The 16,194-nt window shown below is 60.7% G+C and carries 11 protein-coding genes and 1 pseudogene; 10 read left to right on the top strand and 2 right to left on the bottom strand.

Translation table 11 applies throughout. From position 1 onward, the window contains the following. Positions 1–94: 94 nt before the first annotated feature. Positions 95–1,534 carry a class I SAM-dependent rRNA methyltransferase gene (locus PD282_RS17535; RefSeq protein WP_274651935.1) on the top strand — a complete coding sequence of 480 codons (1,440 nt, stop codon included), beginning with the start codon at positions 95–97 and terminating at the stop codon, positions 1,532–1,534. Between the two features lie 120 nt (positions 1,535–1,654). Here PD282_RS17535 and PD282_RS17530 read toward each other — a convergent pair whose 3' ends face one another. Further along, entirely contained in the window at positions 1,655–2,008 is a 354-nt protein-coding gene (locus tag PD282_RS17530; protein ID WP_274651934.1) for a CD3324 family protein, read from the bottom strand. Between the two features lie 498 nt (positions 2,009–2,506). Here PD282_RS17530 and PD282_RS17525 point away from each other — a divergent pair, with 498 nt between their 5' ends. The 3 genes from PD282_RS17525 (at position 2,507) to PD282_RS17515 (ending at position 4,607) form a co-directional block, all read left to right on the top strand. Then, on the top strand, positions 2,507–3,199 hold the full coding sequence (locus PD282_RS17525) for a response regulator transcription factor (protein WP_274651933.1): 693 nt from the start codon (positions 2,507–2,509) through the stop codon (positions 3,197–3,199). Next, positions 3,186–4,274 carry a sensor histidine kinase gene (locus tag PD282_RS17520; protein WP_274651932.1) on the top strand — a complete coding sequence of 363 codons (1,089 nt, stop codon included), beginning with the start codon at positions 3,186–3,188 and terminating at the stop codon, positions 4,272–4,274. The genes PD282_RS17525 and PD282_RS17520 overlap by 14 nt, the downstream gene beginning before the upstream one ends. A 105-nt stretch (positions 4,275–4,379) precedes the next feature. Continuing rightward, positions 4,380–4,607, top strand: coding sequence for a hypothetical protein (locus tag PD282_RS17515; protein ID WP_274651931.1), 228 nt, complete (start codon positions 4,380–4,382; stop codon positions 4,605–4,607). Positions 4,608–4,642: 35 nt separating this feature from the next. On the opposite strand, the gene PD282_RS17510 is transcribed toward PD282_RS17515, so the two are convergent. Beyond that, positions 4,643–5,407, bottom strand: a complete 765-nt coding sequence (locus PD282_RS17510) for a C40 family peptidase (RefSeq protein WP_274651930.1) — start codon at positions 5,405–5,407, stop codon at positions 4,643–4,645. A gap of 175 nt (positions 5,408–5,582) precedes the next feature. Between PD282_RS17510 and PD282_RS17505 the strand changes: the two genes are divergently transcribed. The 6 genes and pseudogenes from PD282_RS17505 (at position 5,583) to PD282_RS17485 (ending at position 16,192) form a co-directional block, all read left to right on the top strand. Continuing rightward, positions 5,583–6,254: a hypothetical protein gene (locus tag PD282_RS17505; RefSeq protein WP_274651929.1), complete on the top strand. Its 672-nt coding sequence runs from the start codon at positions 5,583–5,585 to the stop codon at positions 6,252–6,254. Continuing rightward, a complete protein-coding gene (locus tag PD282_RS17500) occupies positions 6,247–6,969 on the top strand; it encodes a cytochrome c biogenesis CcdA family protein (RefSeq protein ID WP_274651928.1) in 723 nt (240 codons plus the stop codon). The genes PD282_RS17505 and PD282_RS17500 overlap by 8 nt, the downstream gene beginning before the upstream one ends. 18 nt (positions 6,970–6,987) lie before the next feature. Continuing rightward, positions 6,988–7,539 (top strand): peroxiredoxin family protein, encoded by a 552-nt coding sequence (locus PD282_RS17495; protein ID WP_274651927.1) that lies wholly within the window; start codon positions 6,988–6,990, stop codon positions 7,537–7,539. Positions 7,540–7,664: 125 nt separating this feature from the next. Then, complete coding sequence (addB, locus tag PD282_RS17490) at positions 7,665–11,237, top strand: helicase-exonuclease AddAB subunit AddB (RefSeq protein WP_274651926.1); 3,573 nt, start codon at positions 7,665–7,667, stop codon at positions 11,235–11,237. After that, positions 11,234–11,764: pseudogene (locus PD282_RS27380) on the top strand (UvrD-helicase domain-containing protein); the annotation flags it as partial. The gene addB and the pseudogene PD282_RS27380, both read left to right, overlap by 4 nt. 123 nt (positions 11,765–11,887) lie before the next feature. Beyond that, positions 11,888–16,192 carry a UvrD-helicase domain-containing protein gene (locus PD282_RS17485; protein WP_420832364.1) on the top strand — a complete coding sequence of 1,435 codons (4,305 nt, stop codon included), beginning with the start codon at positions 11,888–11,890 and terminating at the stop codon, positions 16,190–16,192. Positions 16,193–16,194: the final 2 nt, after the last annotated feature.

Genomic DNA, 16,194 nt, shown 5'->3' with positions numbered 1-16,194 from the left:
AAAATGAGGCCGTTCGTATCGATGTATATGCATCACATTAGACAAGCATGACAAGCAGGCGCGCGGACAGGCGGCCTCGGAAAGGGCGGGAACGATGCAAAAGGAACGGGCGAAGGCCGTGCTTGCGCAAGGGCGCAAAAAGAGGCTGGAGCAGGGACATCCCTGGGTGTACGGAAACGAAATCGCCAACATGGAGGGCGATGCGCAGCCTGGCGATCTCGTCGACCTGGTGAATCATCAAGGGCGCTATCTGGCGACGGGGTACTGGAATCCGCAATCGCAAATCGCCGTGCGGATCGTCTCCTACAAGCCGCTTGACGCCATGGACGCGGCTTTTTTCCGCGAACGGCTGGAGCTCTGCGCGCAGCACCGGGCCCGGTTCGTCCGGAGCCGCGACTGCCGGCTCGTCTACGGCGAAGCGGACTTCCTGCCCGGCCTGATCGTCGACCGGTTCGGCGGTGTGCTTGTTGTGCAGCTGCTTACGCTGGGCATGGACAGCAGGCGGGAGGCGATCGTGGAAGCGCTGGTCGAAGTCTTTCAGCCGCAGGGCATATACGAGCGAAGCGACGTTCCGGTGCGGGCGCTCGAGGGCCTTGAAGAGCGGACCGGCCCGCTGTATGGGCACTGTCCGCGATTGGTTGAGATCCGGGAAAACGGCCTCCTGCTGGAGGTGGATATCGCGGAAGGGCAGAAGACCGGCTATTTCTACGACCAGCGGGAAAACCGCGCGTCGACCGCGCCGCTCATGAAAGGCTGGGGAGCGCGCAGCGGCATCCGGCTGGAGTATCGGCCGCTGTCGGAGGTGCCCGAAGGGGCGGCTGTCGCGATGGCGGAACCGGAAGAGGAGGCGTTGGATTCCGGCGAACACGCACTCGTGCCGGTAAACGCCAACGGCAAAATCGTCACCTACCCGTACTGGGACGGCGGGACGGTGCTCGAATGCTTTTCGCATACCGGCAGCTTTACGCTGCATGCGTGCAAATATGGGGCGAAGAAGGTCACCTGTCTCGACATCTCCGCCCATGCGATCGAGACGGCAAGACGAAACGCGGCGCGCAACGGCTTCGAGGACCGCGTCGAATTCGTCGTGGCCGATGCGTTCGACTATTTGCGCGCGCAGGCGAAAGGGCTGGAAGAGCGCGCGCTTCGCGCCAAAGCGGGCCGTGCGACCGGCAAAACCGACACCTCCAAGCCGCTCGGTGACGACGGCCGGACGTGGGACGTCGTCATTCTCGATCCTCCGGCGTTCGCGAAGTCGAAAAGTGCCGTGCCCGGCGCGGTACGCGGATATAAGGACATCAATCTGCACGGCATGAAGCTGGTGAACGAAGGCGGTTATCTGGTCACCGCAAGCTGTTCGTATCATATGCGGCCGGAGCTGTTTCTCGAGACAATCCGCGCGGCCGCGGACGACGCAGGGAAAACGCTCCGGCTGATCGAGTGGCGGGCCGCCGGCAAAGATCACCCGCAGCTGGTCGGCGTTAACGAAGGCCATTACCTGAAGTTCGGCATCTTTGAAGTGCGCAGCCGCTAGACAGCCTTGTGCGCGCAAAGGAAAAGCCTTCCCGTCGGACATTCAGTCCGGACCCGGGAAGGCTCTTTCGTCTGGCGCGGTTATGCCTGGCGTGCGGCATCCGCTGCGGCACTGCCCGCATCAGCGGGAGCCTGCAGGCAGCGGAACCGTCTCGTAATCCTTGCGGCCGGGGGCTTCGCCGCTTTCCTCCAGCCGGAACGACGCCGCGCTGCGCACCTTCAGGATGATTTTGCGTATGCTTTCGCCGGACAGATGGTAAATCCGTTCCAGCTCAGCAACGGTGCACCCGTCTACGTAGCGGCCGTAAATTTCCTCATTGCGGCGCTCGATCAGCACGCGCGAGCCGCTTTTCTCGCCCCAGCCGGCCCGCTCGCTGCGGGGCTTCGGAATATACAACAGCTCGCCCTGGATATAATGCTGAAGCTCCTTCAGCAAACTAGGGGGAAGCACATCTTTTCCATTTTTGTAGTTCAAGGTAAACCTCCTCTATCATTTCGGACACTGCTGCGACTGCGCCTACCGGTAACGTTGCCTGCATGTTACCTTCCTCCTTTCGTTCGAATGAAAAAAACACGACCCGTCAATAAATCGTGTTTCCCTTAGTATAATTGAAAACGTTTTATTTGGTAACCGGATTTTTGAAAATCGATCCCTATCGAACTGCATGACCGGCTCAAACCGGGTTTTATGGAAGGGAGGCCGCTGAAGGGCCTCCCCCTGCTTTAAGCGGCTCCGCTTACGCGGAAGCCACCTCCGTATGAATGATCAATTCGATCAGCCTCCTTTCGCAAAAATTCGTCGGCCCGACACCTTAATTAACGCATATCCGTCCGTCCGGGGCAAGCGCAAAAACAAGTATAACCATTTTTTACGCCTACGCCTGAACATTCCGATTGCCAGATTCTAAATCTGGCAGGAGCTTTAACATTTCTTTAAACTTAAGGTGTACAATGAAGACCTTTACAAGGAGGGATGCGCGTGTCAGGCACATCGATTTTGATCATTGAAGACGATGCGAAAATAAGAAATCTGCTCAGGCTTTACCTGGAACGGGAAGGTTACGAAGTGCTCGCGGCCGAAAACGGCGAAGAAGGCAAAGAGGCGTTTCTGAAGTTCGATCCCTGTTTTGTCATCACCGATCTGATGCTGCCCAAGCTGAGCGGCGAAGCGTTATGCCGTTGGATCCGCGGCGAGCTTAAAAATGACACGCCGATCATCATGCTGACGGCAAAAGTGACGGAAACGGAACGGATCGAAGGGCTCCAAATGGGCGCCGACGATTATATAACGAAGCCTTTCAGCCCGCAGGAAGTGGTCACGCGCGTCAATACCGTGCTCCGGCGGACTTCGAACCGATGCAGCAAAATCCATTATAAAGGATTGATCATCAAGCCGTCGTACGGAGAAGTCAAATATAACGGCACCCTTATCCCGCTGACGCAGCACGAATTTAAACTGCTGTACTTTTTTATGAGACACCCGAATCAGATTTTATCCCGCGAGCAAATTTTGGACGAGCTTTATCCGAATGAAGAGAAAAGCGTCGTCGACCGGACGGTGGACGTTCATGTCGGGAAGCTGCGAAAAAAAGTGGAGACGTCTTGCAACGCACCGTGTTTTTTCGAGACGATCCGGGGAATGGGGTATCGCTTTGTCGCCTATTAAACGGATATGGAAGCAGCAGGTCGCCTGGAAGTTAATTGTGGTCAATGTGCTGGTCATGCTGATCGTCATTTGGCTGGCAGGCGTATCGGTCAAAGATTTTGCGTGTATCCTTGTGGAAAAGAACCGGCTGATCGGCGAAGGAACCGACTTTTCCTATAACCGGACGATGAACGTCTACCTGATTCGGGCAAGCCTGATCGCGATGGTCGTGGCCTCGATCATTCATTTCGTGTTTATCAAAAAAATATTGTCCCCGTTAAAACGTTTGACGGCGTCGACGCGCCAGCTGACGGACGGGTCCTACCCGGAACCGATAAAGGTACCTTCCGAGGATGAGATCGGACAATTGACCCGCTATTTTAACGATATGGCGTTCGCCTTGAAACGGTCTGCCGAAAACCGCAAACGAATGCTGAGCAACGTTTCGCATGATTTGCGGACGCCTCTGAGCAATCTGAACGGCTATCTGGAGGCGTTAAGCAGCGGGGTGCTGACCGGGGACCGGGATCTGTATTTGTCGCTGCTGGAAGAATCCCAGCATATTACCCGGCTTGTCGAACAGCTGCATCAGCTTTCCGTATGGGAAGACAGGGAAACGGCAGGCATGGCCTTCAGCGCCGTCCAAATCGATGAATTGATCGCCCGGTGCGTGCAGTCGTTCCAGCTGGAGCAGCAAGCGCGAGACATGGAACTGGACGTATCGCTCGAACGGGATGTCGTCACCTGCGACGAGGGCGGTTTAAGACAAGTGTTAAACAATCTGATCCAAAATGCGTTCAGCTACAGCACCGGGCGAATAATTTGGGTGACGGGGTCTGCCGCGCCTTCCGGGTACCGGATTACGGTCAGCAATATCGGCGAGCCGCTGCCCGAAGAGGTGCAGGAGCTTGTGTTTGAACGCTTTTTCCAGGCGGATCCGGCGAGACAGCGCGGGGAACACGCAAAAGGGAGCGGACTCGGGCTCGCCATTGTGAAAGAAATCGTGGAGAAGCACGGAGGCGAGGCCGGCCTGATATCGGAAAATAACAAGCATTCGTTCTGGGTAACGATTCCGCGCAGCCCGAAAAAAAAGTGACCGAAAAAGGAATTCGATCTATCCAACAATTGGTAAAATTCTCTTTAACAAAGCTTAACACACCCCCGATAGGATGGAACCACAATCCTTTTGGGGGTGTTTCGCATGTTGGAAGGATACCGGGCGATGATTTGTGAATTGTTGATGCAGACTTACGGCGACTTGACGCCGAGAGCGAAGAAAGGGGGACGGAATTTTCAAATCCGGCAGGAAGCGCTTACGTTTCTGGATTCGTCCTGGTTTGAAACGCTTTGCGCGGCGGTCGAGCTCGATCCCGGGTCGGTGAGGCGGAGGATGCTTCAGACATCCGTCTCGCGCCGGGTTAAACGATAAGGGAAGGGACATTTGAGTCCCTTCCCGTTTGTTAATTATAAAGCGCTTCCGCCGAATACGAACCGGTATTCCCAGTGCTTCCCGACAATGCTGTCGATCCGGACGCCGCCCGATTCCTTCGAATAGGTTTGCAAAATTTTTCCGTTTCCGAGATAGATTCCGTTATGCGTGATGCGCTGCTTGGATTTGTCAATTCCCGCGTAATTGCCGCTCTTGCTCCCCTTATAAGACATAAAAAACATAATGTCCCCGGGCTTTAGATTTTTCCAGTTTGTCGTCGTATGGCCTTTCCGCTTCACATAATCGGCCTGCTTTCTCGAATCCGCAGGCAGTATAATTCCCGCCCCGTCCTTGAAGGCTTGTCTGACGAAATCGGAACAGTCGAACGTATGGGTATTGGAACGGCTGGAACCGAATTCGTAAGGCGTCCCCAAATATTTCATCCCTGCCTGGATGACGCGGCTCGGCGTCCCGGCGGCAGCGGCTTGTACGTGCTTGTCCATTGCCTGAGCGGAACCGGACGTGTCGATGAACTGGCTTTGCGTAGTCACGTATCCGATTGTGCCGCTGCGGTCTTTGACTTTATACCAGTACTTGTTGACCTTTCCCAGCAGGCTGACGTGTTCGCCGGCTTTTAAGTAGCGGATGCGCTCGCCGCTTGTGGAAGGCTCCTCCCGAAAGTTGACGCTTTTTTGGACGACGCCGCTCTGGCTTGCGGCCGAAGCGGCAGGCAGTCCGGCAAGCAGCGTACCGGAAAAGAGAGTGGAAGCGAGCAGCGACAGGGCCAATTTGTTTTTCAACGTTGAAATACCTCCTAAAGGCTCCGAATTTACCCCAGCGCATTCAAACCGGCTGCGGTATACAGGAAGACTAACATGTGCGGCAGATTGGACATGGAGGTAATTTGTGCCAAAAGAAGGCTTTATCGTTTCTTTAAAAAGATGAGGTATCGTCGTTCAGAAAGGAGGCGGAGACTTGCACAATTTTATGATCGGTTCGTTTGTACTCAACGGTTCGCTGCTTCTGTACCTCGGCATCGGGGCGGCCGGATGGCTGATGCTGAAATACCGGTTTCGATCCTTGCCGGAGGGCGGCCCGTTCCTGTCCTGCGCCATGAATGCGTTCTGGATCTGGATGCTCGTGTGGAAAGGAAGCTTCGCGGTTTTTCATCCGGTCGATTTTATCCGGCAGCCGGTATCGCTCCTTTATTTCGACGGGGGAGAACGCGGCAGATGGGCGGCTGCCCTGGCCGCCGCGGCCTACATCGCGTACCGCTCCGTCAAACAAAAAATGAGCGCTGCGATGTGGATCGAAGCCGGTGCGTGGTTTAGCTTCGCGGGCTGGTTTGTCTATCACTTCCTGCTGTGGATGTTCGATCAGGAGCCGTTGTGGTTTCATGCCGTCAATGCCGGGTTGACGGCGGCTCTGTTGATCGCGTTGGCGGTGACCCATAAAGACGACGCTCCGTTTCAGTACGCTTTATGGTTCTCGATCGGAAATGTGCTGCTGCTGTTTATGGTATCCGACCGCCCGGCGTGGCTGCTGACCTTCAGCAAACAGCAGATCGTGTTCCTGCTCGCCGCCGCGTCATTAACCGGATGGTCATGGAGGAATGAGAAAAGGCGGAAAGGAGGCGCTCATGGATAACGTTACGATACTGGTGGCCGTTGCGGCGGGGATGCTGTCTTTCCTGTCGCCCTGCGTGTTCCCGCTCATTCCGGCTTATGTATCCCATTTAACCGGCTCGTCCATTCAGGACGGCAGGCTTGTCGTCAACCGGAGAAAGCTCCTTGTGAATTCGATCGGCTTTATTGCGGGATTCGCCTTTATATTTATCGTGCTGGGCGCATCGGCAAGCTTCCTCGGCCGCTTTGCGGCTCACGAACGCGATCTGGTGCAAAAAATAAGCGGTCTGCTCATCATGGCGTTTGGGCTGCAAATGGCCGGTTTTTTAAATCTCCGGTTGTTCATGTCCGTCAAGTCATGGAATAACGGGATAAAGACGGGCCGCGGCGTCATCCGCTCGTTTCTGACCGGTCTGGCGTTCGGCGCCGGGTGGAGTCCATGCGTCGGGCTGGCTTTATCGTCCATCCTGCTGCTTGCCGGTTCTTCGGAGACGCTGTGGAGCGGAATCGGGCTGCTTGCCTTTTATTCGATCGGTTTGGGCATCCCCTTTCTGATTCTTTCTTGGCTGTTAACCTACTCGATGGGCATCATGAAAAAAATGAACCGCTGGATGCCCTATTTATCCAAGCTGAACGGGTGGATTTTTATCGCAATGGGTCTGCTGCTGTTTACCGGACAGCTGCAGGTCATCAGCGCCTGGCTTGCCCGGTATACGTTCTTGGACATAACGTTTTAATGCGAGGAGACGATACGAATGAAAAAAAACATCATCGCCATCCTGGTTTTAATCGGACTTGTCGCGTACGGCGGCTATGAATACGCAAGTCCGCCGGCTTCGGATATCCCGACAGCGGAAACGGAAGCGGCCGACCCGGATGAAGGCATCGAAAAAGGACAGCATGCGCCGGACTTCTCATTAACGGATCTTGAAGGCAGGCCTGTCCGTCTATCGGATTTTAAAGGCAAGAAGGTGCTCATTAATTTTTGGGCGACCTGGTGTCCGCCTTGCCGGGTGGAGCTGCCGCATATGCAAAAATTTTACGAGGATTACGAATCGAAAGGAACGGTTATTCTGGGCGTCAATCTGACGCCGACGGAAAGAAACGCGGATTCGATCCGTACCTTCGTCAGGGAGCAGGGACTTTCGTTTCCGATCGTATTGGACCCCGAGGGCGACGTCATGGATACCTTTCAAGTGATGGCCTATCCGACCACGTACCTGCTGGATTCCGAAGGCGTGATCCGGGAAAAGTTTCAGGGCGCCATCAGCTACGACATCATGAAAGATGCGGTTGCGAAGCTGTAGCGGCCGGATTCGTTCAACTATCATTTTCCATCCCGCAATTCGAACAAATGTTTGTGTTTCGGGTGCTCAATTCTCTTTTCCTGTGATAGAATAGAAGAATCGAATCAGCAGGAAGGAGGGGGCGCATGGCGCTCCGATTTATCGTCGGCCGGGCCGGAACGGGCAAAACCCGCCGGTGTCTGGACGAAATGCGCAGCCTGCTGCGGGAACAGCCTGACGGGCCGCCGCTCATGATGCTCGTGCCGGAGCAGGCTACGTTTCAAGCCGAATACGCGCTGCTTGGGGGCGAGGGACCGGGAGGGGCGATTCGCGCCCAGGCGCTCAGCTTCCGCCGCCTGTCGTTCCGCGTCATGCAGGAAACCGGAGGAACGGCGCTCGTGCCGATCGGCGAGAACGGCAAAATGATGCTGCTGCACAAAATCGTGCATCGGCTCGACGTGCAGCTCCAGCTGTTCGGAGGCGGGGAAGCGCAGCGCGGCTTTATCGAACGGCTTGGCGAGCTGATGACGGAGTGGAAGCGGTACGGCATCGATTCCGCCCAAGTGGAGCAGTTCGCCGCCTCCGGGGCGGCGAATCCGCTGCTCGCCCGCAAGCTGCACGACCTGCGGCTGATTGCCGGCGAGCTCGAACGGGAGCTGGACGGACTTTATGTCGATGCGGAGGATTACCTGAGCTGGCTCGCGTCGGGCTTCGATGAGGCGCCATCGATGAAGGGGGCGCGAATTTGGGTCGACGGATTCCACGGCTTTACGCCGAAGGAGTACGGAGCGCTGGAGGCGCTGCTGCGCCATTCGGCCGAAGTGACGGTCGCGCTTTGCCTGGACCGGCCGTACGGCGAAGGCGAACAGCCGCACGAGCTGGAGCTGTTTCGGCCGACGGCGGAAACGTATGTCAAGCTGGCCGAGCTTGCCGGGCGTATCGGGCTCGAGCTGGCGGAGCCGGTCGTGCTGGACGGGAAGCCGCCGCTCCGTTATCGGGGAAGTCCGATGCTCGCCCACCTGGAGCGGCATTTCCGGGACCGGAAGGCGCTGGCGCTTACAGCCGAAGAGCTGGAGACGGGCGCGGTATCGCTGCATGCGGCGGGCAGCCGGAGGGCCGAGGTGGACGCCGCGGCAAGGGACATCCTCCGGCGCGTCCGCGACGAAGGGTACCGGTACCGCGACATTGCGCTGTCGGTGCGAAACGCGCCGGACTATTCCGAATACATAAGCAACGTGTTTGACGATTACGGCATTCCATATTTTCTCGACCAGAAGCAATCGCCGCTGCACCATCCGCTTGTCGAATTCGTCCGCTCGGCGCTCGAAATCGCGTCGTACGGCTGGCGGTACGAGGCGGTTTTCCGCTGCATCAAGACCGAGCTGCTGCTGCCGGACGACGGGAGCGTGACGCGAGAATCGCTCGATCTTCTGGAAAATTACGCGCTGGCCGCCGGCATCGACGGCAGCCGCTGGCTGACGCGCAGCTATTGGAAGCCGCTCGTGCGCGATACGCTTGAAGGCGAAGCGGCGCAGGCCGCGGCCGGCGAGCTGAAGCGGTTCGAAGCGGTGCTTGCGGCCCGGGAGGCGGTCGTGCCGCCGCTGCGGAAATTTATCCGCCAGCTGAAAAAAGCGGAGGACGTGCGCGCGATGTGCGAAGCGGTATACCGGCTCCTCATGGCGGTCGACGCCCCCGACCGGCTCGAACGGTGGAGCCGCAGGGATGCCGCGGCGGGACGGACCCAGCGCGGCCGCGAGCACCGGCAGCTGTGGGACGGCGTCATGGACGTGCTCGACCAGCTGACGGAAATGACCGGGGGCGAACGGATGCCGGTCCAGCTGTTCGCCGGCATGGTGGAAACCGGGCTGGAAAGCCTGAAGCTTGCCGCCGTTCCGCCGTCGCTCGACCAGGTGCTGGTCGGAAGCATGGACCGGACGCGTTCCGGGCGCATCCGGGTCTGCTACGTGCTGGGCGCCAATGACGGCGTAATGCCGCAGCGCGTACAGGAGGACGGCGTGCTGACCGAGCAGGAGCGGGAAACGCTCGGCGCGGGCGGGCTCGTTATGGCGCCGGGCGTAAGGCGCAGGCTGCTGGACGAACGGTTTCTCATCTACAACGCGCTGACGGTGCCGGGCGATCATTTATGGATCAGCTGGCCCACGGCGGACGAAGAAGGGAAAAGCCTTCTGCCGTCGGAGGTGATCCGTCACGTAAAGCAGTTATTTCCCGGCATCCCCGTGAGGACGCCGACCGGCGAACCGGCGCCTTCCATGCCCGAGGAGGAACAGCTGGCTTTTGCCGTCCGCCCCGGGCGTGCGCTGTCGCACGTCATCGGCCAGCTCCGGCATTGGCGCCAGGGAGGCGGCGTCTCGGACGTCTGGTGGGAGGCGTACAACTGGTTTGCCGTGCGTCCGGACTGGCAGCCGCGCCTCGATAGGCTGATCCGCTCCCTCGACTACGCCAACGAGGAGCCTTCGCTCACGCCGTCCACGGCGGAGCAGCTGTACGGCTCGCTGCTGCGCGGCAGCGTATCGCGCATGGAGCGTTTCGTTTCCTGCCCGTTCCAGCATTTCGCCGTTCACGGGCTGCGGCTGCGCGAGCGCGAGCTGCACAAGCTTGCCGCACCGGATATCGGCCAGCTCTTCCACGCTGCGCTCAGCCGGCTCGCGGAATCGCTCGGCGACAGCTGGGGGAAGCTCGCGCCGCAGCAAATCCGCGAAGCGGCCGCCAGTGTCGTGAATGAGCTGGCCCAGCGGCTGCAGTCGCAAATTTTGCTGCGCAGCAGCCGCCACCAGTATGTGGCGCGCAAGCTGCGGGACATTGTCGGCCAGGCGGCGGTCATGCTGAGCGAGCATGCGCGGAGGGCGGAGTTTAAGCCGGTCGGGCTGGAAATCGCCTTCGGGCCGGACGGTCCGCTGCCGCCCGTGCGGATTCCGCTGTCTGGCGGCAGGCTGCTCGAAATGTCGGGGCGAATCGACCGGGTGGACGCCGCGGTTACGGAAGAAGGCGCGCTGCTGCGCGTTATCGATTACAAGTCCGGCGAGCGGCAGCTGCGGCTCGAGGAAATCGCATTTGGCCTCGCGCTGCAAATGCTGACCTACCTGGACGTTCTGCTGACGCATGCGCCGCAATGGCTGGGACAGCCGGCGAAGCCGGCGGGAGCGCTTTATTTTCACGTCCATAACCCGATGCTGTCCGCTTCCAATGTGCTGCCGCCGGAGAAGGCGCGGAAGGAAATGCTGAAGCGGTTCAAGCTGAAAGGGCTGGTGCTCGCGGACGAGGAGACGGCGAGAAGGATGGATCTCGCGCTCGATACCGGCATTTCCGAGCTGATTCCGGTTCGGATCAAGAAGGACGGCGGCTTCGCAAGCGGCTCGTCCGTCGTAACGGACGAGCAGTGGAGCACGCTGCGCGGATCCGTCCGCAGGACGCTGCGCAGAATCGGCGAGCGGATCGCGGACGGCGACGTTTCGATTGCCCCTTACCGGCTCGGAAACCGGACGCCCTGCCAATTTTGCGCGTACAAGCCGGTCTGCCAGTTCGACCCGATGATGGCGGGCAACGACTATACGAAGCTGCGGCGGCCGGCCAAGGACGAAATTTGGGAGCTGCTCGCCGCCGGGGCCGAAGGCGACCCGGACGGCGGACGGGAAACGGATGCGGCAGCCGAAGGAGAGACCGGAGGAACGTCCGGCGCGGAAGGGGGAGAGAAGCGATGACGCAGCGGCAGGCGATTCCGCCGAAGCCGGAAGGCAGCGCGTGGACGGACGACCAATGGCGCGCGATCGTGACGGAGGGCCGGAACATTCTGGTTGCGGCGGCCGCCGGCTCGGGTAAAACAGCGGTGCTGGTCGAGCGGATCATCCGTAAAATATCGGCGGATACCGACGTCGACCGGCTGCTGGTCGCAACCTTTACGAAAGCGGCGGCGGCCGAGATGAAGGAACGGATTCGCATCGCGCTGGAGAAAGAGCTGGACCGGAATCCTTCCTCCGACCATTTGCGGCGGCAGCTCGCGCTGATGGGGCGCGCGTCGGTCACGACGCTTCACTCCTTCTGCCTCGATGTGATCCGCCGGTATTACGCGCTGATCGGGCTTGATCCCGGCTTTCGGATCGCAAGCGAAACGGAAGCGGAGCTTCTTCGCATCGATGTGCTGGATGCGCTGTTCGAAGAGCTGTACGCCATGGCGGAGACGGGAGAGGAGGAGGCGCGCGGGACAGCCCTCTTCGAACTGGAGGAACGCACGGCGCTCGCAGAAGCCGCGGCCGGACTCGAAGACGGAATAGAGCAATTCCCGGACCGAACAGGGCGACAGGCTTTGCGGACCAACGGTCAGCCTCCCGCTCGAAATGCGGGCGGCCCGGAAATGAGCGGCCGGGACGCTGCCGGCGGATCGGAAGAGCATTCGCCGGGCGCCGGAAAAGTGGACGAGCCAGCCGGAGTCCCGCACGATGACGGCGAGGAGGCTGCCGATGATTCGGACGGCGAAGCGGGTGCGGAGACAGCGGCGCATTCCGAGCCGCTGCCGCCTGCGCGCGATTTCATCGAGCTTGTCGAGCGATTCGGGGGCGAACGCGGCGACGAGCCGCTGTACCGCCTTGTGCTGAAGCTGTACGATTTTGCGAAAAGCCATCCGTGGCCGGAGCACTGGCTGCTGCATACGGCGGAGCGCTTCGATCTCCGGGAAACGGCGGAGCTTAGACGCACCGAATGGGCGGATACGATCCGGCTTCAAGCCATGCTCGGCCTTGAAGGGGCGGAACGCCTGCTTCTTCAGGCGCTCGAGCTGACCCGCCGGCCGGCAGGACCGGCGGTATACGCGGAGACGCTCGAGGATGATTTGGCGGCGGTCCGGGGCTTGACGGAGCGGCTGCGCGCCGAGCCGTGGGAAGGCTGGTCCGGCGCGTTTGACGCCATTGCCTTCGGCAAGCTGAAAAGCATGCGCGGCGACGGCTTCGACAAAACGCTGCAAGAGCAGGCGAAGGAGCTGCGCGACCAGGCGAAATCGGCGGTTTCCGGATTGAAGGAGGAGCTGTTCGGCCGCACGGCCGAGCAGTTCGCGTTTGAGCTGCGGGAGCTGGCGCCGCTCATGCGCACGCTGGCGCAGCTTGTTGTCGCTTTCGGCCGGCGGTTCGAGGCGGCCAAACGGGAGAAAGGGCTGCTCGATTTCGGTGACATGGAGCATTACTGCCTGCGCATTTTGCGCGATCCGGCATCGTCTCCGGAGCGGACGGTTCCGTCCGCGGCCGCGCTCGAATACCGGCGCCAGTTCGACGAGATTTTGCTTGACGAATATCAAGATACGAACATGGTGCAGGAGGCGATCGTTGCGCTCCTGTCCAGACCGGGAGCTGGTAACCGCTTCATGGTCGGCGACGTGAAGCAGAGCATTTACCGGTTCCGGCTCGCGGAGCCGAACCTGTTCCTGCATAAATACGAAACGTATTCCCCGGCGGCGGAAGCGGAGACGGCTCTTTTTCCGGAACAGAACGCCGATGCGGCGGAAAGTCTTCCGGCAGAGGAAACCGCGGATGACAGCCAGCGCTTTGTCCTTGTGAACGAGAACTTAGCGCTCGAGGCTTTCGAAGCGGAGGTCGACGAAGAGCGCGGGATGCGGATCGACCTTGCTCGTAATTTTCGCAGCCGGCAGGAGGTTGTGGACGGTGTGAACGGCGTTTTTCGGGCGATCATGCGCCGTCAGACGGCGGAGATGGACTACGACGAGCGCGCCGAGCTCGTGTGCGGCGCGTCGTATCCGCCCGCCGGCGAGGACGGAGCTCCCGAACGGTATGCGGTCGAATTTGCCGTTCTGGATAAAGGCGCGGCGCCGCCGCCGGATCCCGGGCAGTCCGATGACGGAGCGGAAACGCCCGCGGACGGGGAAGAAGCCGCGGAAGCGGCGGAAGATCTGCAGGCCGTGCGGCTGGAGGCGCGATATATTGCGGCGCAAATTTTGCGCCTGCGCGGCGCGGGCGGAGCGAACAAGCCTTTGGCCGTGCACGACGGCAGGCAGGGCGGCAAACGGCCGCTCGCCTGGCGGGACATCGTCATCCTGCTGCGGGCCGACAAAATGTGGGCGCCGGTTATGATCGAGGAGCTGCGGACGCACGGTATTCCGGCACACGCCGAGCTGAGCAGCGGCTATTTCGAGGCGACGGAAGTCGAGACCGTGCTGTCGCTGCTGCGCGTCGTCGACAATCCTTATCAGGACATTCCGCTGGCCGGAACGCTGCGTTCGCCGATATTCGGATTGACGGCGGAGGAGCTGGCGCTTGTGCGGGTCGCCGCCCGAAACGGCTATTATTTCGACGCGGTTAAACGGGCGGCCGGGGACGCGGCGGTACCCGATGAGACGCGGGCGAAGCTTTGGGCGTTCCTGTCGCGCCTGGAAGCGTGGCGCGATGAAGGGAGGCAGAGCGCGGTATCCGAGCTGATTTGGCGGATATACCGGGATACCGGATATCTCGATCTCGTCGCCGGCATGCCGGGCGGGCTTCAGCGGCAGGCGAACCTGCGCGCCCTGCACGACCGCGCGCGGCAGTACGAATCGTCGTCGCTGCGCGGCTTATTCCGCTTCCTGCGCTTTATCGACCGGATGCGCGAGAACGGCGGCGATCTGGGGACGGCCGGAGCGCTCGTGGAGCAGGAGGACGTCGTCCGGATCATGTCCATTCACAAGAGTAAAGGGCTCGAATTCCCCGTCGTGTTCATCGCCGGGCTCGGCAAAGCGTTTAATCGCCAGGACCTCAGCAGCCCGTTTTTGATGCATAAGCAGCTTGGCTTCGGGCCGCGGTTTGTCGACACGGGCATGCGGGTCAGCTATCCGACGCTGCCCTATTTGGCGATTCGGGAACGGCTGCGAATGGAATCGCTCGCCGAGGAGATGCGGATTTTATACGTTGCGCTCACCCGGCCGAAAGAAAAGATGTTTTTGGTCGGCACGGTGGCCGATGCGGAGCGGCAGGCGGAGCGCTGGCGGGCGATGGTGGACGGCGGCGGCTCCCTGCCCGACTTCCGCTTGGCGCAGGCGAAACGGTTCCTCGACTGGCTTGCGCCGCTGGCGCTTTCGGAAGGTTCGTCCGTGACGGCGGAAATCGGTGCCGATTCGGCTGAAGCCGGCTTCTGGACGGCGCCGGCAGACGACGATTCTCGTACGGGTGCCGACGAAACCGGAATGCTACAATCGGATCGAATGGGTATCGCGGAAAACGATTCGAACAGTCTTACGGCGGAAGGGGAAGCTCTTTCCGGTACTTATGCAGCATCGGCACAATCCGGTTTTGTCCACGATGATCCCGGCGGAGCGGAACGAACGGCTCGGCCGGACCGGATCGAAGAGGGGCAAACGGAGCCAGGCGTCCGGGAGCTGCCGCTTGCAGCCGCCGAACGGCGAAACGGAGGGCGGCAGACGGCGGCGCTGCGTAATTGGAAGACCGGCGTCGTCGCGGCTTCGCTGCTCGTGCCGCAGGCTGCGCCGGCCGCCGAGACCGATGAATCGGCGGAGGCGGCGTTTCGCGAGCGGCTAAGGGCCGTGCGCGCCCTCGTGCCGCTTCCGGCGTCCCCGGCGTTAGCGGCGGAGCTGGAGCACCGTTTTGGCTGGCAGTATCCTTATGCCGCGGCGACGACCGTTGCCGCAAAAACGTCGGTGACCGAGATGAAGCGGCTGCACGCCGAAGCCGACGAAGAAGCGGCGGCGCTGCCGCTTCCCGAAGGGATTGCCGGAACGGCAAGCGAGCCCTCGAAGGACAAGCCTCTTGCTGCCGAAGCGGTAGGCGATCGTGCAGAACAGCTGGCATTCGATTTCGGCGAAAGCGAATCGGAAACGGACCTGCCGGTTCCTGACTGGAAAGTTGCGGATGCCGGATCGGCAGACGCGGAGCCGGCTGCCGGAGAGCGGCTGGCGGAGGCAGGCGGCAACGCCGGACCGGTTTTGGATGAGCCGAGTGCTGCAGACGAGCACGGGACGGCCGCGGCTGGCGGCTTCATCCGGGTGCCGGGGGCGCCGGCAGACGTCGGAGGAGCAAGCGTGAACAGCGCACATCCGGCCTTCGACGCAGCTGTTCGGGGGACCTTCCCGGCTCAAGGTTCAGGCGGAGCTTTTACGTTCCGTTTGCGGCGCCCGAAATTTATGGAGGAAGCGTCGCTCACGGCGGCGGAGCGGGGAACGGTCAGCCACTTGGTCATGCAGCACATTCCGCTCTCACTGGGCGAGGTCGACGAGGAATCCGTCCGGGTCACGACACGCCGGCTGCTGGAGCGGCGCATGCTGACAGACCGGCAGGCGGAAGCCGTCGATCCGGCGGCGATCGCCGCCTTTTTCCGGGAGCCGGTCGGCCGGCGGCTGCTGACGGCGGATTGGGTTCGGCGCGAGACGCCGTTCAGCTGCACGTTCCCCGGGGAACGCGTTTATCCCGGCGCGGGGCACGGACTCGGCAGCGAGCCGGTTCTGATCCAGGGCGTCATCGACTGTCTGTTCCGTGACGGGAAAGGGCTGGTGCTGCTCGACTACAAGACGGACCGGATCGTGATGAAAAGGTGGTCGGAAGCCGCCGAACGCCACCGGTTTCAGCTGACGTTGTATGCCGAGGCGGTCGGCCGCATTTTGGGCGAGCCGGTCGGCGAATGCTACGTATTCTTTTTTGACGGCGGCCGTGCGGTCCGGCTGTTCTAGCC

The organism is Paenibacillus humicola, assembly GCF_028826105.1.
Taxonomy (GTDB): domain Bacteria; phylum Bacillota; class Bacilli; order Paenibacillales; family Paenibacillaceae; genus Paenibacillus_Z; species Paenibacillus_Z humicola.
Note: the sequence above shows the minus strand (reverse complement) of the source record. Positions and strands in the feature narration are given on the sequence as shown.